11 protein-coding genes are annotated in these 16,820 nt (G+C 71.0%); 5 read left to right on the forward strand and 6 right to left on the reverse strand.

Annotated features, from left to right (window positions below):
- Window positions 1-61: 61 nt before the first annotated feature.
- From ACWFR4_RS13640 to ACWFR4_RS13650, 3 genes are all read right to left on the reverse strand, one after another.
- Window positions 62-3,031 carry a BTAD domain-containing putative transcriptional regulator gene (locus ACWFR4_RS13640; protein ID WP_453652435.1) on the reverse strand — a complete coding sequence of 990 codons (2,970 nt, stop codon included), beginning with the start codon at window positions 3,029-3,031 and terminating at the stop codon, window positions 62-64.
- 92 nt (window positions 3,032-3,123) lie between these two features.
- A complete protein-coding gene (locus ACWFR4_RS13645) occupies window positions 3,124-4,419 on the reverse strand; it encodes a M18 family aminopeptidase (protein ID WP_453464535.1) in 1,296 nt (431 codons plus the stop codon).
- A gap of 153 nt (window positions 4,420-4,572) precedes the next feature.
- Window positions 4,573-6,399, reverse strand: coding sequence for an acyl-CoA dehydrogenase (locus tag ACWFR4_RS13650; RefSeq protein ID WP_453468372.1), 1,827 nt, complete (start codon window positions 6,397-6,399; stop codon window positions 4,573-4,575).
- A gap of 174 nt (window positions 6,400-6,573) precedes the next feature.
- Between ACWFR4_RS13650 and ACWFR4_RS13655 the strand changes: the two genes are divergently transcribed.
- The 3 genes from ACWFR4_RS13655 to ACWFR4_RS13665 all read left to right on the forward strand — a co-directional run bounded on the left by ACWFR4_RS13655 (window position 6,574) and on the right by ACWFR4_RS13665 (window position 9,331).
- Window positions 6,574-7,041 (forward strand): SseB family protein, encoded by a 468-nt coding sequence (locus ACWFR4_RS13655; RefSeq protein WP_100596474.1) that lies wholly within the window; start codon window positions 6,574-6,576, stop codon window positions 7,039-7,041.
- A gap of 144 nt (window positions 7,042-7,185) precedes the next feature.
- Window positions 7,186-8,148 (forward strand): pirin family protein, encoded by a 963-nt coding sequence (locus ACWFR4_RS13660; RefSeq protein WP_453468373.1) that lies wholly within the window; start codon window positions 7,186-7,188, stop codon window positions 8,146-8,148.
- 76 nt (window positions 8,149-8,224) lie between these two features.
- The gene (locus tag ACWFR4_RS13665) at window positions 8,225-9,331 is read left to right on the forward strand and encodes an AI-2E family transporter (RefSeq protein ID WP_453652437.1); all 1,107 of its coding nucleotides are present in this window, start codon (window positions 8,225-8,227) and stop codon (window positions 9,329-9,331) included.
- Here ACWFR4_RS13665 and ACWFR4_RS13670 read toward each other — a convergent pair.
- Window positions 9,262-11,472: a SpoIIE family protein phosphatase gene (locus ACWFR4_RS13670; RefSeq protein ID WP_453652439.1), complete on the reverse strand. Its 2,211-nt coding sequence runs from the start codon at window positions 11,470-11,472 to the stop codon at window positions 9,262-9,264. The genes ACWFR4_RS13665 and ACWFR4_RS13670 overlap by 70 nt on opposite strands.
- Before the next feature lie 132 nt (window positions 11,473-11,604).
- Here ACWFR4_RS13670 and aspS point away from each other — a divergent pair, with 132 nt between their 5' ends.
- The gene (aspS, locus tag ACWFR4_RS13675; protein ID WP_453468376.1) at window positions 11,605-13,374 is read left to right on the forward strand and encodes an aspartate--tRNA ligase; all 1,770 of its coding nucleotides are present in this window, start codon (window positions 11,605-11,607) and stop codon (window positions 13,372-13,374) included.
- A 152-nt stretch (window positions 13,375-13,526) separates the two neighbouring features.
- Complete coding sequence (locus tag ACWFR4_RS13680; protein ID WP_453652441.1) at window positions 13,527-14,429, forward strand: intradiol ring-cleavage dioxygenase; 903 nt, start codon at window positions 13,527-13,529, stop codon at window positions 14,427-14,429.
- Window positions 14,430-14,451: 22 nt separating this feature from the next.
- Here ACWFR4_RS13680 and ACWFR4_RS13685 read toward each other — a convergent pair whose 3' ends face one another.
- Together ACWFR4_RS13685 and metG are read right to left on the reverse strand one after the other, a co-directional pair.
- Entirely contained in the window at window positions 14,452-14,904 is a 453-nt protein-coding gene (locus tag ACWFR4_RS13685) for a hypothetical protein (RefSeq protein ID WP_453652443.1), read from the reverse strand.
- A 95-nt stretch (window positions 14,905-14,999) separates the two neighbouring features.
- A complete protein-coding gene (metG, locus tag ACWFR4_RS13690; RefSeq protein ID WP_453652445.1) occupies window positions 15,000-16,712 on the reverse strand; it encodes a methionine--tRNA ligase in 1,713 nt (570 codons plus the stop codon).
- Window positions 16,713-16,820: the final 108 nt, after the last annotated feature.

The following is a 16,820-nucleotide window of genomic DNA, read 5'->3' on the forward strand; positions in this document are numbered from 1 at the left end:
ACCGTTGTCTCGGTGCTGACTTCAGCTTCGGGGGTGGCTCTCTCGATCGGCTTGCGTGCCGCTAACGATCCGCTGGCAGCCCGTCCAGGGCCTTCCGCACGGCCGCCACGCCGTCCTCGAAACCCACCGACTCGGCTGTCCGCAGAGCCTGTTCGAGCAGGTCGACGGCGTCGTCGGGGCGTCCGAGCGCGGCCAGCGCCTCGCCGCACGCGGTCTGCAGCAGCACGCGTCGGGCGGCCTCGTCGGACGAGGTCATGTCGAGGGCCCGTACGGCGTGCGAGAGGGCCGCTTCGTGGGCGCCCGTGTCGAGGCAGTGCCGGGACAGATGGTGCAGCGCGAGCGCTTCCGTCGGCGGATGCTGGGCCTGTACGGCGAGGGTGACGGCGCGGGACAGGAGGAGCCCGGCGCGGTCGTGCGCGCCGGTGCCGTTGAGCGCGACGGCGAGATTGACGCAGGCGATGGCCTCGCTGGTGACGTCGCCGGCGAGGGCCGCGAGTCCGGGGGCCTGTTCGAGGTGGACGAGGGCCTCGTCGTCCTTGCCTTCCTCGTGGAGGATCCAGCCGAGCAGGGCGCGGGCCCGCGACTGGGCGTCCGGGTCGTCCTCGTGCTCCGCGGAGGCGAGGCACTGTTCGAGCAGCGGGACCCAGCCGTCGCCGACGCGCAGCAGGATCACGGGCCACAGGAGGAGGGCGATCCGCCAGGCCCGGTCGTGCAGTCCGGCGCCGGCGGCCGCGGCGACGGCGCCTTCCAGGCCGGACCGCTCGGCCTCGAACCAGTCGAGCGCGGCGGCGCGGTCGGGGAACTCCCTTACGGCGACGGCCGGCCGGATGTCCGCGGGCAGGGCGCAGCAGGGGCGGCTCTCGGGGTGGGCGGCGGCGGCCGCGGCGAGGGCGGTGCGCAGGTAGTGGTCGAGGAGGCGGCCGAGTGGTTCGGCGGCGGGCTCGGGTATGAGGGTGCGCGCGTAGAGGCGTACGAGGTCGTGGGGTGTGCGGCGGCCTCCGGCCGATTCGGCGACCAGGTGGGCGGCGGCGAGCCGGCCGAGCGCGGTGTCCGCCTCGTCGGGGGTGGTGCCGGTGAGCGCGGCGGCCGTGAAGCGGTCGAGGTCGGATCCGGTGTGCAGTCCGATGAGACCGAAGAGTTCGGCGGCGGGTGCGGGCAGGTGCCGGACGGTGAGTCGCAGCGCGGCCGATACGCCGGTGTCCTCGATGTCGAGCAGGCTCAGCCGGCGCTGTTCGTCGGCGAGTTCACCGGCCATCGCGGCCAGGGTGCCGTTGGGGCGCTCGGCGAGGCGGGCCGCGGTGACGCGCAGGGCGAGCGGCAGCCCGTCGCACAGGCCCGCGAGGCGTTCGACGGCCGCGGGTTCGGCGGACACGCGCTCGTCGCCGAGTACGGCGGCGAGGAGTCCGGCCGCGTCGCCGGGCGGCAGAGGGTTCAGGGGTAGGGGGGTCGCGGCGTCGGAGGCGATGAGGCCGCCGAGCCGGTCGCGGCTGGTGATGAGGGTGGCGCAGTGGTCGCCGCCGGGGAGCAGGGGGCGGACCTGGGCGGAGGTGCGGGCGTTGTCGAGGACGACGAAAAGGCGGCGGTGTGCGGCGAGGGAGCGGTAGAGGGCGCCCATTGCGGCGGTGGTCTCGGGGATCCGCCGGGACGGGACGCCGAGCGCGAGGAGGAACTCCCTCAGCACGGTGGGTGTTTCGGGGGCGGGGGTGTCGCTGAAGCCGCGCAGGTCGGCGAAGAGGACGCCGTCGGGGAACCGGCCGTGGCGCGCGTTGCGGCGGTGGGCCCAGTGCACGGCCAGCGCGGTCTTGCCGACACCGGCGGGCCCGGCCAGCAGACAGACGGGCGCGTCGTCGCCGGCCAGCACCTGGTCGAGGGCACCGAGCTCGGCCTCGCGCCCGGAGAAGCCACGCGGGAGGCGGGGCAGCAGGTTGGGCGTGGGCGTGGGGGGTTCGGCGGGGGTGTGTACGGGGGTGTGTACGGGGGTGGGGGCGGCGGGGTGTTCGGGGTAGGGGTCGACGGGGGGTCCGGATTCGGTATCGGTCCGGGGTTTCCGGTCGGACGCGCTGTCGGGGGCGCTCGGGGTTCGGGTACCGGCGTCGGGCGGCGCGGCGGCTTCCAGGGACGGCGAGGGGGACAGGGGCGGCGACGGTGACGGGGACGGGCCGGGCCCGGTGTCGTCGGCCGGCTCGTCGGACACGGGCCGCGACGGCGCGACCGGGCCCACGGGACCGGCCGACGGCTTCAGCTTCGCCTGAGGCTGTGACGCGAACGCGGCCTGGGGCGGCGCCTGCACCGACGGCGTCCCCAGAATCGTCCGGTACGCCTCCTCGAGGACCGGCCCGGGATCGATGCCGAGTTCGTCGGCGAGGAGCCGCCGCGTGCGGTGGTAGTGGTCGAGGGCGTCGGACTGCCGCCCGGAGCGGCCGAGCGCGAGGACCAGCGCGGCGGCGAGCGACTCGCGCAGGGGGTGGGCCACCGACTCGGGGCGCAGGACGGCCGCCGCCCGCGCGTGCTCGCCGAGCTGCCCGTACGCCTCCGAGAGCCCTTCCACGGAGGCTATGCGCAGCTCTTCGAGGGCGAGCGCGGCGGCTTCCAGGGGTGCGCTGCGCACGGTGCCGGTGAGTGCGGGGCCCTGCCACAGGGAGAGGGCCTCGCGGAGCATCTGGACGGTGTCGGCGGGCCGGTGCTGGAGCCGGGCGAGGGCGACCAGTTCCTCGAAGCGGTGGGCGTCGAGGAGGGTCTCCGGGAGCTGGAGCGCGTAGGCGGAGCCCTGGGTGGTCAGCCGGACCCCGTACATCTCGGCGTCGTGCGCGGTGAGCAGGGCCCGTAGCCGTGAGACGTGGCTCTGCAGGACGGCCTTGGCGTGGAGGGGCGGTTCGTCCTCCCACAGGGCGGCGATCAGCTGCTCGACGCGGACGACGCTGTTGGGCCGCAGCAGCAGCATCGCGAGGAGGCCGGAGCGTTTGGCGGGGCCCAGCGGCAGTTCACCGGTCTCCGTCGCGACCGCGACGGTGCCGAGAATCCTGAACTCCACGCCCGGTGTCCTCCCTTGGCCCCCCCGCACGGCAAAGGTCGAGCTTACCGCCGGGGGGTCTGCGGGCTGCGCGGCACCGCCTGTCGGGGAGGTCAGCCCTCCAGGAAGGCGGCGAGAGCGTTCGCGAGGAGGAACGGGTCGTCGGCGGCGCACAGTTCGCGGACGCTGTGCATGGAGAGGATCGCGACGCCGATGTCGACGGTCTTGATGCCGTGGCGGGCCGCCGTGATCGGGCCGATCGTGGTGCCGCAGGGCATGGCGTTGTTGGAGACGAACGACTGGAAGGGCACGCCGGCCTTCTCGCACGCGGCGGCGAACACGGCGCGGCCCGAACCGTCGGTGGCGTAGCGGTTGTTGACGTTGACCTTGAGGATGGGGCCGCCGCCGGCGCGCGGGTGGTGGGTGGGGTCGTGGCGCTCGGCGTAGTTGGGGTGTACGGCGTGCCCGGTGTCGGACGACAGGCACACCGTCCCGGCGAAGGCGCGGGCCTTGTCCTCGTACGAGCCTCCGCGCGCGAACACCGAGCGCTCCAGGACGCCGCCGAGCAGCGGTCCGTCGGCGCCGGTGTCGGACTGCGACCCGTTCTCCTCGTGGTCGAAGGCGGCGAGGACCGGGATGTAGGGGAGGTCGTCGGAGGCGGACACGGCGGCGAGGGCGGCCGTTCCCGCGTGCACGGACAGGAGGTTGTCCATGCGGGGTCCGGCGACGAGCTCCTTGTCGCGGCCGAGGTAGGAGGGCGCCTCGATGGGGTGTGTCATCAGGTCCCACCCGGTGACGTCGCCCTCGGCGAGGCCGCACTCCTCCTCCAGGAACCGGATGAGGCCGCCCTCGTGGACGTCGTCGCCGAGGCCCCAGATGGGCTGCATGTGCTTCTGCTTGTCGAGCTTGAGGCCGTCGGTGTGGACGGAGCGGTCCATGTGGATGGCGAGCTGCGGCACGCGCAGCAGTGCCCGGTCGATGTTCACGAGCCGCGTCGAGCCGTCCCGCAGGGTGAGCCGGCCCGCGAGTCCGAGGTCCCGGTCGAGCCAGGAGTTGAGGAGCGGTCCGCCGTAGATCTCGACGGCGACCTGCCGCCAGCCCTGCGAGCCCATGTCGGGCAGCGGCTTGACGCGCAGGTTCGGCGAGTCGGTGTGCGCGCCGACGATGCGGAAGGGGGTGTGCGGCGCGGCGCCCTCGGGGACGTACCACGCCACGATCGCGCCGCCGCGCGTCACGTACTTGCCGCCCGTCGTCCCGTCCCACGCGTCGGTCTCGGCGACCTGGCGGAATCCGGCCTTCTCCAGGCGCGCGGCGGCGTTCGCCACGGCGTGGTACGGCGAGGGGCTGGCCGCGAGGAAGGACATGAGGTCGTCGGTGTGACCGCGGTCGAAGCGGGAGGGGTTGCTCATGCGGGCCAGCCTAACGAGCCTTCGGCCCGGCGCGCGGGGGGTCCGCGCGGGTGCGGCCGGGTGCGGTCGGGGAGGCGGTCGATCTCGATACGACGGCGCCGCCACCCGGATGTGTCCGGGTGGCGGCGCCGGTGACTACGGGCAGGCCGGGGACTAGAAAGCGGCCTCGTCCAGCTCCATCAGGTCGAGGTCGACCTTCTCGGAGAGGCGGCGCTCCAGGCCGACGCCCGGCAGGACGTTCGCGGCGAAGAACTTCGCGGCGGCGATCTTGCCCTGGTAGAAGGCCTGGTCCTTGGCGGAGGCGGTCTCCAGCTTCTCGGCGGCGACGGCAGCGCCGCGCAGCAGCAGGAAGCCGACGACCACGTCGCCGGAGGCGAGCAGCAGGCGGGTGGTGTTGAGGCCCACCTTGTAGATGTTCTTGGTGTCCTGCTCGGTGGCCGCGAGGTCGGTCAGCATGACGCCGACGATGGCCTCCAGCTCGACGGCCGCCTTGGCGAGTGCCTCGCGGGCCGGGGCGAGCTCCTCGCCGCCCGTGCCGACCGCGAGGAACTTCTTGATCTCCTCGGCGAGGCCGTTGAGCGCGGCGCCCTGGTTGCGGACGATCTTCCGGAAGAAGAAGTCCTGGCCCTGGATCGCGGTGGTGCCCTCGTAGAGGGTGTCGATCTTGGCGTCGCGGATGTACTGCTCGATCGGGTACTCCTGGAGGTAACCCGAGCCGCCGAACGTCTGGAGCGACTGCGCCAGCTGCTCGTAGGCCTTCTCCGAGCCGTAGCCCTTCACGATCGGCAGGAGGAGGTCGTTGAGGGCGTGGAGCTGCGAAGCGTCCTCGCCCGCGGTCTCCTTGACCGCGATGTCGTCCTGGACTGCGGCGGTGTGCAGCACGAGCGCGCGCATGCCCTCCGCGTACGCCTTCTGCGTCATGAGCGAGCGGCGCACGTCCGGGTGGTGCGTGATGGTGACCTTGGGGGCGGTCTTGTCCATGAACTGGGCCAGGTCGGGGCCCTGGACGCGCTCCTTGGCGTACTCCAGCGCGTTCAGGTAGCCCGTCGACAGCGTGGAGATCGCCTTCGTGCCGACCATCATGCGGGCGAACTCGATGATGCGGAACATCTGGCGGATGCCGTCGTGCTTGTCGCCGATGAGCCAGCCCTTGGCGGGGTGCTGGTCGCCGAACGTCATCTCGCAGGTGTTGGACGCCTTGAGGCCCATCTTGTGCTCGACGTTCGTCGCGTAGACGCCGTTGCGCTCGCCCAGCTCGCCGGTCTCCCAGTCGAAGTGGAACTTCGGGACCAGGAAGAGGGAGAGGCCCTTGGTGCCGGGGCCGTGGCCCTCGGGGCGCGCGAGCACGTAGTGGAGGATGTTCTCCGACATGTCGTGCTCACCGGACGTGATGAAGCGCTTCACGCCCTCGATGTGCCAGGAGCCGTCCTCCTGCTGGACGGCCTTGGTGCGGCCGGCGCCCACGTCCGAGCCGGCGTCCGGCTCGGTCAGGACCATCGTCGAGCCCCACTGCTTCTCGACGGCGATCTCGGCGACCTTCTTCTGCGCCTCGTTGCCCTCCTCGAAGAGGATGCCGGCGAAGGCCGGGCCGGAGCAGTACATCCAGATCGCCGGGTTCGAGCCGAGCAGCAGCTCCGCGTAGGCCCAGATCAGGGAGCGCGGGGAGGTGGTGCCGCCGATCTCCTCGGGCAGGCCCAGGCGCCAGTACTCGGAGTCCATGAAGGCCTGGTACGACTTCTTGAAACTGGCCGGTACCGGAGCGGTGTTGGTCTCCGGGTCGAAGACCGGCGGGTTGCGGTCGGCGTCCGTGAAGGACTCGGCCAGCTCGTTCTCGGCGAGGCGGGCGACCTCGTCGAGGATGCTCTTGGCGGTGTCGACGTCCATCTCCGCGAACGGGCCGCTGCCGTACAGCTTGTCGCGCCCGAGCACCTCGAAGAGGTTGAACTCGATGTCGCGGAGATTCGACTTGTAGTGCCCCATGGCGACGGCTCCGTTTGGCTGGAAGCGGGATATTCGTAAACACGCACTACTCGCAAGTAGCAAGTGCCTACGATGATGCTACCCGTCGGTAATAACGCGCAACCCCTGATCCGCCAATGTGAGCAGGGTCTAACGGCGCCCGCGCTCCGGCCCCCGCTCGGTAGTCTGGCCCCCATGTACGGCTACGACCAGACCGCGGGACCCGGGCAGCAGTACGCGCCGCCGCAGCAGGGCATGCAGGGCGGGTACGGCCAGCAGGCGCCGCCGCTGTATCCGGAGCCGTCACCTCCGTCGCTGGCGGACGCGGTCCGCGCCTTCACCACGGGCTCGATGTCCGCCGAGGACTTCCAGCAGATCTTCGCCACGTCGAAGGTCTACTGCCCGCGCGGCGACAACCCCGGCTTCCTCGCGCTGCACAACACCCAGCAGCCGGTCATCCCGATGTTCACCTCGCTCAAGGAGCTGCGCAGGTACGCGGGCAAGGAGTCCAAGTACTTCGTGATCACCGGCGCCGAGGTGATCGACCTGCTCCCGACCGGGTATGGCTTCGTCCTCGACATGGAGGGCGAGCACCGGATGGTCTTCGACGCCAAGGCGGTCGAGCAGATGGTCGACTTCGCGATGCGCCGCATGTACGGCTAGACGCCCCTGCTCCGCGGACGGCTGATCCGCCCCGCGGCACTTCGTCACCCGGACGCCCGGAGGGAATTCCCTCCGGGCGTTCCGCGTTCCAGGTGGCAGAAAGTTCTACGTTCAACTAAACTCGAAGCACAAGGAGGTCCCGACATGCCTGCAGTGACCGTCGAAAACCCGCTGACCCTGCCCCGTGTGGCCGCGTCCGCCGACGCCGTGGCCCGCCCCGTGCTGGCCGTGACGACCGCGCCCAGCGGATTCGAGGGCGAGGGATTCCCGGTGCGCCGAGCGTTCGCCGGGATCAACTACAAGTACCTCGACCCGTTCATCATGATGGACCAGATGGGTGAGGTGGAGTACGCGCCCGGAGAGCCCAAGGGCACGCCCTGGCACCCGCACCGCGGTTTCGAGACCGTCACCTACATCATCGACGGCACCTTCGTTCACCAGGACTCCAACGGTGGCGGCGGCACCATCACCAACGGCGACACCCAGTGGATGACGGCCGGCTCGGGCCTCCTGCACATCGAGGCGCCGCCGGAGGCGCTCGTCATGTCCGGCGGGCTCTTCCACGGCCTCCAGCTGTGGGTGAACCTCCCGGCCGCCGACAAGATGAAGGACCCCCGCTACCAGGACATCCGCGGTGGCCAGGTCAAGCTCCTCACCACCGCCGACGGCGGCGCCCTGCTGCGCGTCATCGCGGGTGAGCTCGACGGCCACGACGGCCCCGGCGTCACGCACACGCCGATCACGATGGTCCACGCGACCGTCCGCCCCGGCGCCGAGCTGACGCTGCCGTGGCGCGAGGAGTTCAACGGCCTCGCGTACGTCCTCGCCGGCCGCGGCACCGTCGGCACCGACCGCAGGCCGGTCCACATGGGCCAGACCGCCGTCTTCGGCGCGGGCTCCTCGCTGACCGTCCGCGCGGACGAGACGCAGGACTCCAACACCCCGGACCTCGAGGTCGTCCTCCTGGGCGGCCGCCCGATCCGGGAGCCGATGGCGCACTACGGTCCGTTCGTCATGAACACCCGCGACGAACTCCAGCAGGCGTTCGACGACTTCCAGGCGGGCCGGCTCGGGGTCATCCCGGGAGAGCGGATCCCGCACACGTAAGCGGTATCTGATTGCCCGTCACTCGCGTGGCCCCGCCCGGAAGGTCGGGGCCACGCGCGCGTGATGCCCTGTGGGGGTGCACACAGGTACAGGTAAGCCGCTTCTTCCCGAACCAGCCCGCCGCACCGCCGCCTGGTGCGCCCTGGCGCTGCTCGTCACCGGTGTGGCGGCCGTCGCTGTCTGGCTGTGCATCGTCTTCAAGACGGCCGTCACGCCTCTGCTGCTCGCCCTGCTCGGCACGGCCCTGCTCGGGCCGGTGCACGGCTGGCTGATCCGCAGGAAGGTCAACCGGGCGCTCGCCGCCGCCCTCACATGTGTCGCCCTCGTCGCCGTCGTCGGCGGCGCCGGCTACATCGTGGTCAAGACCCTCATCGACACCGGCGACCAGATCGTCGACTCGGTGCGGGAGGCCGGCAGCTGGATCAAGAGCCACTTCGGGATCACCGTGGCCGACGACCTCGGATCCGCCGCCGGCAGCCTCAAGAAGCTGCTGTCCAAGTGGGGCGCCAGCGCCGCGAGCGGAGTGATCGCCGGGCTCTCCGTCCTCGGCTCGCTCCTCACGACCAGCGTTCTCGCCCTCCTGCTCACGTTCTTCTTCCTCAAGGACTCCGACCGCGCCGCGGGCCTCGCGCACAGCCTCGCGCCCGGCCGCGTCGGGGACACCCTGGAGGCAATGGGGCGGCGTGCCTTCCAGGCCGTCGAGGGCTTCATGCGCGGGACCACGCTGATCGCGCTCATCGACTCGATCTGCATCACCGTCGGCCTGCTCATCCTGCGGGTGCCCGGCGCGGTCGGACTCGGCTCCCTGGTCTTCGTCACCGCGTACATCCCCTACCTCGGAGCCACGATCTCCGGCGCGGTGGCCGTCCTGGTGGCACTCGCCGACCGGGGCTGGGTGACCGCTCTGTGGGTGCTCGGCGTCATCCTGGCGGTGCAGCAGCTGGAGGGCCACATCCTTCAGCCGATGATCCAGTCCCGCACCGTGCAGATGCATCCCGCGATGGTGATGCTGGCGATCACGGCGGGTGCCTCCGTCGCGGGCATCCTCGGCATGCTGCTCGCGGTGCCGGTGACGGCGGCCGCCTTCGGGGTGATCGGGGAGCTGCGTAAGCGCTACTCCGCAGGTGAGGGGCCATCGGCGCCGTCGGGGGTTTCACGTGAGACGTCGGCCGAAGACTCGTAGAGCTCGAACCAGATGCTCTTGCCCTCGCCCCTCGGGTCCACGCCCCAGCGGTCGGCGAGCAGCTCCATCAGGACGAGGCCGCGCCCGGATGACGCGAGCTCGCCCGGGTGGCGCTTGTGCGGCAGGTCGTCACTGGCGTCGGCGACCTCGGCGCGCAGCCGCCGCGCGGGCCCGTCGGCGACCTCGGCGACCAGGAGCGCGTCACCGTCCGTGTGGACGAGGACGTTCGTGAGCATCTCCGAGATCATCAGGACCGCCGAGTCGACCTGGTCCTCGTCGGTCCAGTCGTGCAGCAGCTCGCGCAGGTGCTGACGGGCGGCGGCGACCCGCTCCGGCTCGGCCTGGGCGACGGTCATCGCGGTGCGGCGCGCGGGCACGGGCGCGTCCGGCAGGTCCGTCCTGGCGAGGAGCAGCACCGCTATGTCGTCCTCGCGCCGATCGGCGAGCGGGCCCGTCGTGTAGTGCGAGGACGGGCCGTGCACGGCCCGCACGAGCGCGTCTGCCAGGTCCTCCAGGCGGTCGGGGTCGGTGGAGTGCTCCCCGTGCACGCCGTGCTCCTCGAGGATGCCGCGGATGCGGGCCCAGCCGGTGTCGAGGTCGTGGCCGCCCGTCTCGATGAGGCCGTCGGTGCAGATCAGCAGGGTGTCGCCGGGTTCGAGGGTGAGTTGGGTCGTGGGGTAGTCGGCGTCGGGGTCGACGCCGAGGGGCAGCCCGCCCGCGGTGGGCCGCACCAGGACCGTCCCGTCGGTCATGCGTATCGCGGGGTCGGGATGGCCCGCGCGCGCGATCTCCAGGATTCCCGTCTTCGGGTCGGCCTCCACGTACAGACAGGTCGCGAAGCGCGGGTCGCCCGCCTCCGAGCCCTTCTCGATGCCCTTGCCCGGGCCGCCCGTGGAGCCGTACGTGATGGAGTCGGTGACCCCGTACAGGAACCGGGAGGCGCGGGAGAGGACGGCGTCCGGGCGGTGCCCCTCGGCCGCGTACGCCCGCAGCGCGATCCGCAGCTGTCCCATCAGGCCGGCGGCCCGCACGTCGTGCCCCTGCACATCGCCGATGACGAGCGCGATGCGCCCGGTGGGCAGCGGGATCATGTCGTACCAGTCACCGCCGACCTGGAGGCCGCCGCCGGTCGGCACATAGCGGGCGGCGACGCTCATCCCCGGGATCTCGGGGCCGAGCGTGGGCAGCATCGAGCGCTGGAGTCCGTCCGTCAGCTCCCGTTCCGACTCGGTGATCCCGGCGCGCGACAGGGCCTGCGCCAGCATGCGCGCCACCGTCGTCAGGACGGAGCGCTCGTCGGGCGTGAAGGACACCGGGTAGGCGAACGCGGCCATCCAGGTGCCGATGGTGCGGCCGGCGACGATGAGCGGCAGGAACGCCCAGGACTGCCGCTGGAAGCGCTGGGCCAGCGGCCAGGCGGCCTGGTAGCGCAGGCGGTACTGCTCGGGCGACGACAGATAGACGGCGCGGCCGGTGCGCACCACCTCGGCGGCCGGATAGTCGGTGTCCAGGGGCATGTCCGTGAAGGGCCCCTCCTCGCCCGGCTCGTGCCCGTGGTGTCCGATGACCGTGAGCCGGTCGCCGGCGACGCCGAAGACGGCGAGACCGTCCGGCGAGAACCCCGGCATGGAGAGGCCGGCCGCGACCCGCAGGACCTCCTCGGTGGAGCCCGCCTCGGCGAGCGCCCGCCCGGCGTCCAGCAGGAACGCCTCGCGGGAGCGCCGCCAGTCCCCGGTCACCGGGGTGCGCGCCGCGGACCCGGGCGTGGGCTCGCTGACCTCCTGGAGCGTGCCGATCAGCTCGAACGCGTGCGAGTCGCCGTGCACGATCGGCTTGGAGCGGCTGCGTACGGTCCTGATGACCACGCCCTGATCGTCCATGATCCGCAGCCGGGCCTCGGCGAGGGTGCCCTCGGCGACGGCGAGCTGCACCACGCCGTCGATCTCGTTCCAGTCGACGGGGTGGAAACGGGAGCGTACGGCGGCCTCCGTCAGCGTCACCCGGGATGCGGGCAGGCCGAGCAGCCGGGCCGCCTCCGCGTCGAAGGTGACCAGCCCGGCCCGGTTGTCCCACCGCCACACACCGGTGTCGAGGGCGGCGAGAACGTCCCCCACGGGCGGCAGGGGGGTACCAGTGCGCATGGCCCCACTCTAAGAAGAGGTGATCGTGGACGGCCACCGAGGCTATTCGCAGAGCGATCTTGAGGCGGCCGGTACCCTGGGGCTTCGGGCATGCCCGGCCAATCCCCAATCGCAAAGACTGGATGAACGACGATGCATCGGTACAGGTCCCACACCTGCGGCGAGCTCCGCGCCTCTGACGTCGGATCCGACGTCCGGCTGAGCGGCTGGCTGCACAATCGGCGCGACCTGGGCGGCATCCTCTTCATCGATCTGCGCGACCACTACGGGATCACGCAGCTCGTCGCCCGCCCCGGCACCGCGGCCGCCGAGGTCCTCGACAAGCTGACCAAGGAGACGGTCGTCCGCGTCGACGGCAAGGTCGTCTCGCGCGGCGCCGACAACGTCAACTCCGAGCTGCCCACGGGCGAGATCGAGATCGAGGCCACCGAGGTCGAGGTGCTCGGCGCGGCCCAGCAGATCCCGTTCACGATCAACGCGGACGACGGGGTGAACGAGGAGCGGCGCCTGGAGTACCGCTTCCTCGACCTGCGCCGCGAGCGCATGCACCGCAACATCATGCTGCGCTCGTCGGTCATCGCCTCCATCCGCTCCAAGATGGTGGCCCTAGGCTTCAACGAGATGGCGACGCCGATCCTCAGCGCCACCTCCCCGGAGGGCGCCCGCGACTTCGTCGTCCCCTCGCGCCTCAACCCGGGCAAGTTCTACGCGCTGCCGCAGGCCCCGCAGCAGTTCAAGCAGCTGCTGATGATCTCGGGCTTCGACCGCTACTTCCAGATCGCGCCCTGCTTCCGCGACGAGGACGCCCGCGCGGACCGCTCGCCGGGCGAGTTCTACCAGCTCGACGTGGAGATGTCCTTCGTCGAGCAGGAGGACGTCTTCCAGCCGATCGAGAAGCTGATGACCGAGCTCTTCGAGGAGTTCGGCGGCGGCCGTCACGTCACGTCCCCGTTCCCGCGGATCCCGTTCCGCGAGTCGATGCTCAAGTACGGCTCGGACAAGCCGGACCTGCGCGCCCAGCTCGAACTGGTCGACATCTCGGACGTGTTCGAGGGCTCCGAGTTCAAGGCGTTCGCCGGGAAGCACGTGCGCGCGCTGCCCGTCCCGGACACCGCGTCGCAGTCCCGCAAGTTCTTCGACGGCCTCGGTGACTACGCGGTCGAGCAGGGCGCGAAGGGCCTCGCCTGGGTCCGCGTCGCCGAGGACGGGTCCCTCACGGGCCCGATCGCGAAGTTCCTCACGGACGAGAACGTCAAGGTCCTCACCGAGCGCCTCGGCCTGAAGGCCGGCCACGCCGTGTTCTTCGGCGCGGGCGAGTTCGACGAGGTCTCCAAGATCATGGGCGCCGTCCGTGTCGAGGCCGCCAAGCGCGCCGGGCACTTCGAGGAGGGCGTCTTCCGCTTCTGCTGGATCGTCGACTTCCCGATGTACGAGAAGGACGAGGACACCGGGAAGATCGACTTCTCGCACAACCCGTTCTCCATGCCGCAGGGCGGCCTCGAGGCACTGGAGACCAAGGACCCGCTGGACATCCTGGGCTGGCAGTACGACATCGTCTGCAACGGCGTGGAGCTGTCCTCCGGCGCGATCCGGAACCACGAGCCCGAGATCATGCTCAAGGCCTTCGAGATCGCGGGCTACGACCGTGACACCGTCGAGGAGCAGTTCGCGGGCATGCTCCGCGCGTTCCGCTTCGGCGCCCCGCCGCACGGCGGGATCGCCCCCGGCGTCGACCGCATCGTCATGCTCCTCGCCGACGAGCCGAACATCCGCGAGACCATCGCGTTCCCGCTCAACGGCAACGCGCAGGACCTGATGATGGGCGCGCCCACGGAGCTCGACGAGACGCGCCTGCGCGAGCTGAACATCCAGCTGCGCAAGCCGGTGGGCGAGAAGAAGTAGCACCCGCCAGTCGTCCGAAGGGGCCGGAACCGTTGATCGGTTCCGGCCCCTTCGCTGTGCGGACTCACAGCGCATCCCCATGTCCCTGACAGGTGGCGGTCCTAGCTTCGCTTCCCATGACAGAGACTCAGGGACCAGCGCACAAACGTGACATGACCCGCCGGAAGGTCATCCTCGCGGGCGGAGCCGCCGTGGCGGCCGTCGGCGTCGGGGGCTCCATCGCCGCCAACGCGTTCGCCGGGGAGACGGACACCGCCGAGAGGAAGTCCGAGGCGGATTCCTGCTACCGGCTCACCTCGGAGACCACCGAGGGCCCGTACTACATCGACGCGGACAAGCTGCGCCGTGACATCACGGAGGACAAGGAGGGCATCCCGATGGTCCTCCGCCTCAAGGTGATCGACGCCGAGACCTGCAAGCCCCTGCGGAACGCGGCGGTCGACATCTGGCACTGCGACGCGCTCGGGATCTACTCCGGGTACGAGTCCCTCTCCACCGGTGGCGGTGGCACGCCCCCGAGCGGTGCCCCGAGCGGAGCCCCGACCGACCAGCCGTCCGGCACCCCGACGGGCGCCCCGCCCGGGGGCGGCGGTGGCGGCGGGCACGAGGAGCCCACCGACGACGAGCGTTATCTGCGGGGTACCTGGAAGACGGACAAGCACGGCAGTGTCGAGTTCAGGACGATCTTCCCCGGCTGGTACCGGGGCCGGGCCGTGCACATCCACACCAAGGTCCATGTGGACGGCAAGTGGACCGATGCCGGCTACGAGGGCGGCCACACCTGTCACACCGGCCAGTTCTTCTTCGAGGAGGCCGCGGTCATCGCCTCCGGGAAGGTCGCGCCGTACTCGACGAGCACGGCCGAGCGCACGACGCTCACCGAGGACACGATCTACGACCAGAGCGGGACGACGGGCGGCCTGCTGAAGCTGACGTACGGCAAGGGGCGCATCGCGAAGGGCGTCATCGGGTCGATCACGATGGCGGTGGCACCCGACGAGACGCACGACAGCACGGACGCGCAGCCGGGCGCTTCCGCCTCGACGGCTTCCTGACGGGCGCCGCCGCGGGCTGCGCTCAGGTGTCGTACCGGCCGTCCCACGGTTCGCCGAAGCCGAGGCGGTCCGGGTAGAGCTCGGCCCAGCCGCCCTCGTCGTCGTCCTCGGCGATCAGGCCGAACAGCACGCGGTCCACGGCGAGCCGGAACGGGCGGACGGCGATGTCGCCGTAGGTGCGGCCGGGCAGGGCTGCCAGGAGTTTGTCCAAGTGGGCGTGGGCCTGGGCGAGTTCGGCACCCGCGGCCCAGGTCCCCGCGCACCAGATCTCCGAGTCGCGGTACCTGCCCGAGGCGTCGAACGTGTGGAGCACCGCGTAGAGACGCTTGTGCTCCTCCCAGCCGTCGTCGGGGCGGTAGCCCTCCGGGAAGGCGTACGTCACCGTGGCCAGGAACTGGCCGTCCGTGTACCGGCCGATGGTGGCGGTGCGGCGGTCCGGCTCGTGGGCGATCGGGATGGTTGCGGGAACTGGCATGGCGAAACCCTAATCGCGGTCGTGGACATGCCAGTAGCGGGGTACGGGAAAGGGGTGCGGGGATCTGTCCCCGCACCCCTTTCCCCCGGAATGCGTTACTCCGGAGCGCCGCCGAAGCGCTCACGGTAGGACTCCAGGTCCTCCTCGGTGATCTTCGCGAAGAGCACCGGCGGGACGGTGAAGGCCGTGCCCGCGGGGACGGTGTCCAGGGCCTTGGCCTGCTCGGCGGTGACCCACGTGGCCGTGTCGTCGGCCAGCGTGAACGCGCCGCGCATCGCCTTCGACGACGCCGGGATGAAGGGCTCGGACACGACCGCGTACAGGTGGATGAGGTTCATCGCCGTACGCAGTGTGAGGGCAGCGGCCTCCGGGTCGGTCTTGATCTCCAGCCAGGGGGCCTTCTCCTCCAGGTAGGAGTTGCCCGCCGACCACAGGGCGCGCAGCGCGGACGCGGCCTTGCGGAACTGGAGGGCCTCCATCTGGGCCTCGTACTCGGCGAGCAGCGCGGCGATCTCCGTGCCCAGCTTCGCCTCCGCCTCGCCGGCCTCCTTGCCCGCGGGCACGTCGTCACCGAAGCGCTTGCGGGAGAAGGACAGGACGCGGTTCACGAAGTTGCCGAGAGTGTCGGCGAGGTCCTTGTTCACCGTGGCCGCGAAGTGCTCCCACGTGAAGGAGGAGTCGTCGGACTCCGGCGCGTTGGCGATGAGGAAGTAGCGCCAGTAGTCGGCCGGGAGGATCTCCAGCGCGGCGTCCGTGAAGATGCCGCGCTTCTGCGACGTGGAGAACTTGCCGCCGTAGTACGTCAGCCAGTTGAAGGACTTGAGGTAGTCGACCTTCTTCCACGGCTCGCGCACGCCCATCTCCGTGGCGGGGAACATGACGCTGTGGAACGGGACGTTGTCCTTGGCCATGAACTGCGTGTACCGGACGTCGTCGGCCTTGTACCACCACGACTTCCAGTCGCGGTCCGCCGGGTTCTCGTCCGACCACTCCTTCGTCGAGCCGATGTACTCGATCGGGGCGTCGAACCAGACGTAGAAGACCTTGCCCTCGGCGGCCAGCTCCGGCCACGTGTCGGCCGGGACGGGGACGCCCCAGTCCAGGTCACGGGTGATCGCGCGGTCGTGCAGGCCCTCGGTCAGCCACTTGCGGGCGATGGAGGAGGCCAGCTGCGGCCACTCGCCCGCGGTCCGCGCGATCCACTCCTCGACCTCGACCTGCAGCTTCGACTGGAGCAGGAAGAGGTGCTTCGTCTCGCGGACCTCCAGCTCCGTGGAGCCGGAGATCGCCGAGCGCGGGTTGATCAGGTCCGTCGGGTCCAGGACGCGCGTGCAGTTCTCGCACTGGTCGCCGCGCGCCTTGTCGTAGCCGCAGTGCGGGCAGGTGCCCTCGACGTAGCGGTCCGGCAGGAAGCGGCCGTCGGCAGGCGAGTACACCTGACGGATCGCGCGCTCCTCGATGAAGCCGTTCTCGTTCAGCTTGCGCGCGAAGTGCTGCGTGAGCTCCGCGTTCTGCTCGGACGAGCTGCGGCCGAAGTGGTCGAAGGCCAGGCCGAAGCCGTCGTACACGGCCTTCTGCGCGTCGTGCGCCTTCCCGCAGAACGCGGCGACCGGCAGGCCCTGCTCCTTCGCGGCCAGCTCGGCGGGCGTGCCGTGCTCGTCGGTGGCGCAGATGTACAGGACGTCGTGGCCGCGCTGGCGGAGGTACCGGGAGTACACGTCCGCCGGGAGCATGGACCCCACCATGTTGCCCAGGTGCTTGATTCCGTTGATGTACGGAAGGGCGCTGGTGATGAGGTGTCGAGCCATCGGGGGCTGCTCCCAAGTCGCTGCGTGCGGTGACGGTGTACGTCAGTCGAATCAAAGAATCGTATCCGACACGGCGGGGCCGCCCCTCCCGGTATTTACGGGGTGGAC

The organism is Streptomyces sp. NPDC055140 (assembly GCF_053607285.1).

Excerpts from the sequence above, each read along its gene's own strand:
- ACWFR4_RS13650 (WP_453468372.1), bottom strand. The coding sequence starts at position 6,399 with ATGGGGCACTACAAGTCGAATCTCCGCGACATCGAGTTCAACCTCTTC.
- ACWFR4_RS13685 (WP_453652443.1), bottom strand. The coding sequence starts at position 14,904 with ATGCCAGTTCCCGCAACCATCCCGATCGCCCACGAGCCGGACCGCCGC.
- aspS (WP_453468376.1), top strand. The coding sequence starts at position 11,605 with ATGCATCGGTACAGGTCCCACACCTGCGGCGAGCTCCGCGCCTCTGAC.
- ACWFR4_RS13670 (WP_453652439.1), bottom strand. The coding sequence starts at position 11,472 with ATGCGCACTGGTACCCCCCTGCCGCCCGTGGGGGACGTTCTCGCCGCC.
- ACWFR4_RS13660 (WP_453468373.1), top strand. The coding sequence starts at position 7,186 with ATGCCTGCAGTGACCGTCGAAAACCCGCTGACCCTGCCCCGTGTGGCC.
- ACWFR4_RS13655 (WP_100596474.1), top strand. The coding sequence starts at position 6,574 with ATGTACGGCTACGACCAGACCGCGGGACCCGGGCAGCAGTACGCGCCG.
- ACWFR4_RS13645 (WP_453464535.1), bottom strand. The coding sequence starts at position 4,419 with ATGAGCAACCCCTCCCGCTTCGACCGCGGTCACACCGACGACCTCATG.
- metG (WP_453652445.1), bottom strand. The coding sequence starts at position 16,712 with ATGGCTCGACACCTCATCACCAGCGCCCTTCCGTACATCAACGGAATC.
- ACWFR4_RS13680 (WP_453652441.1), top strand. The coding sequence starts at position 13,527 with ATGACCCGCCGGAAGGTCATCCTCGCGGGCGGAGCCGCCGTGGCGGCC.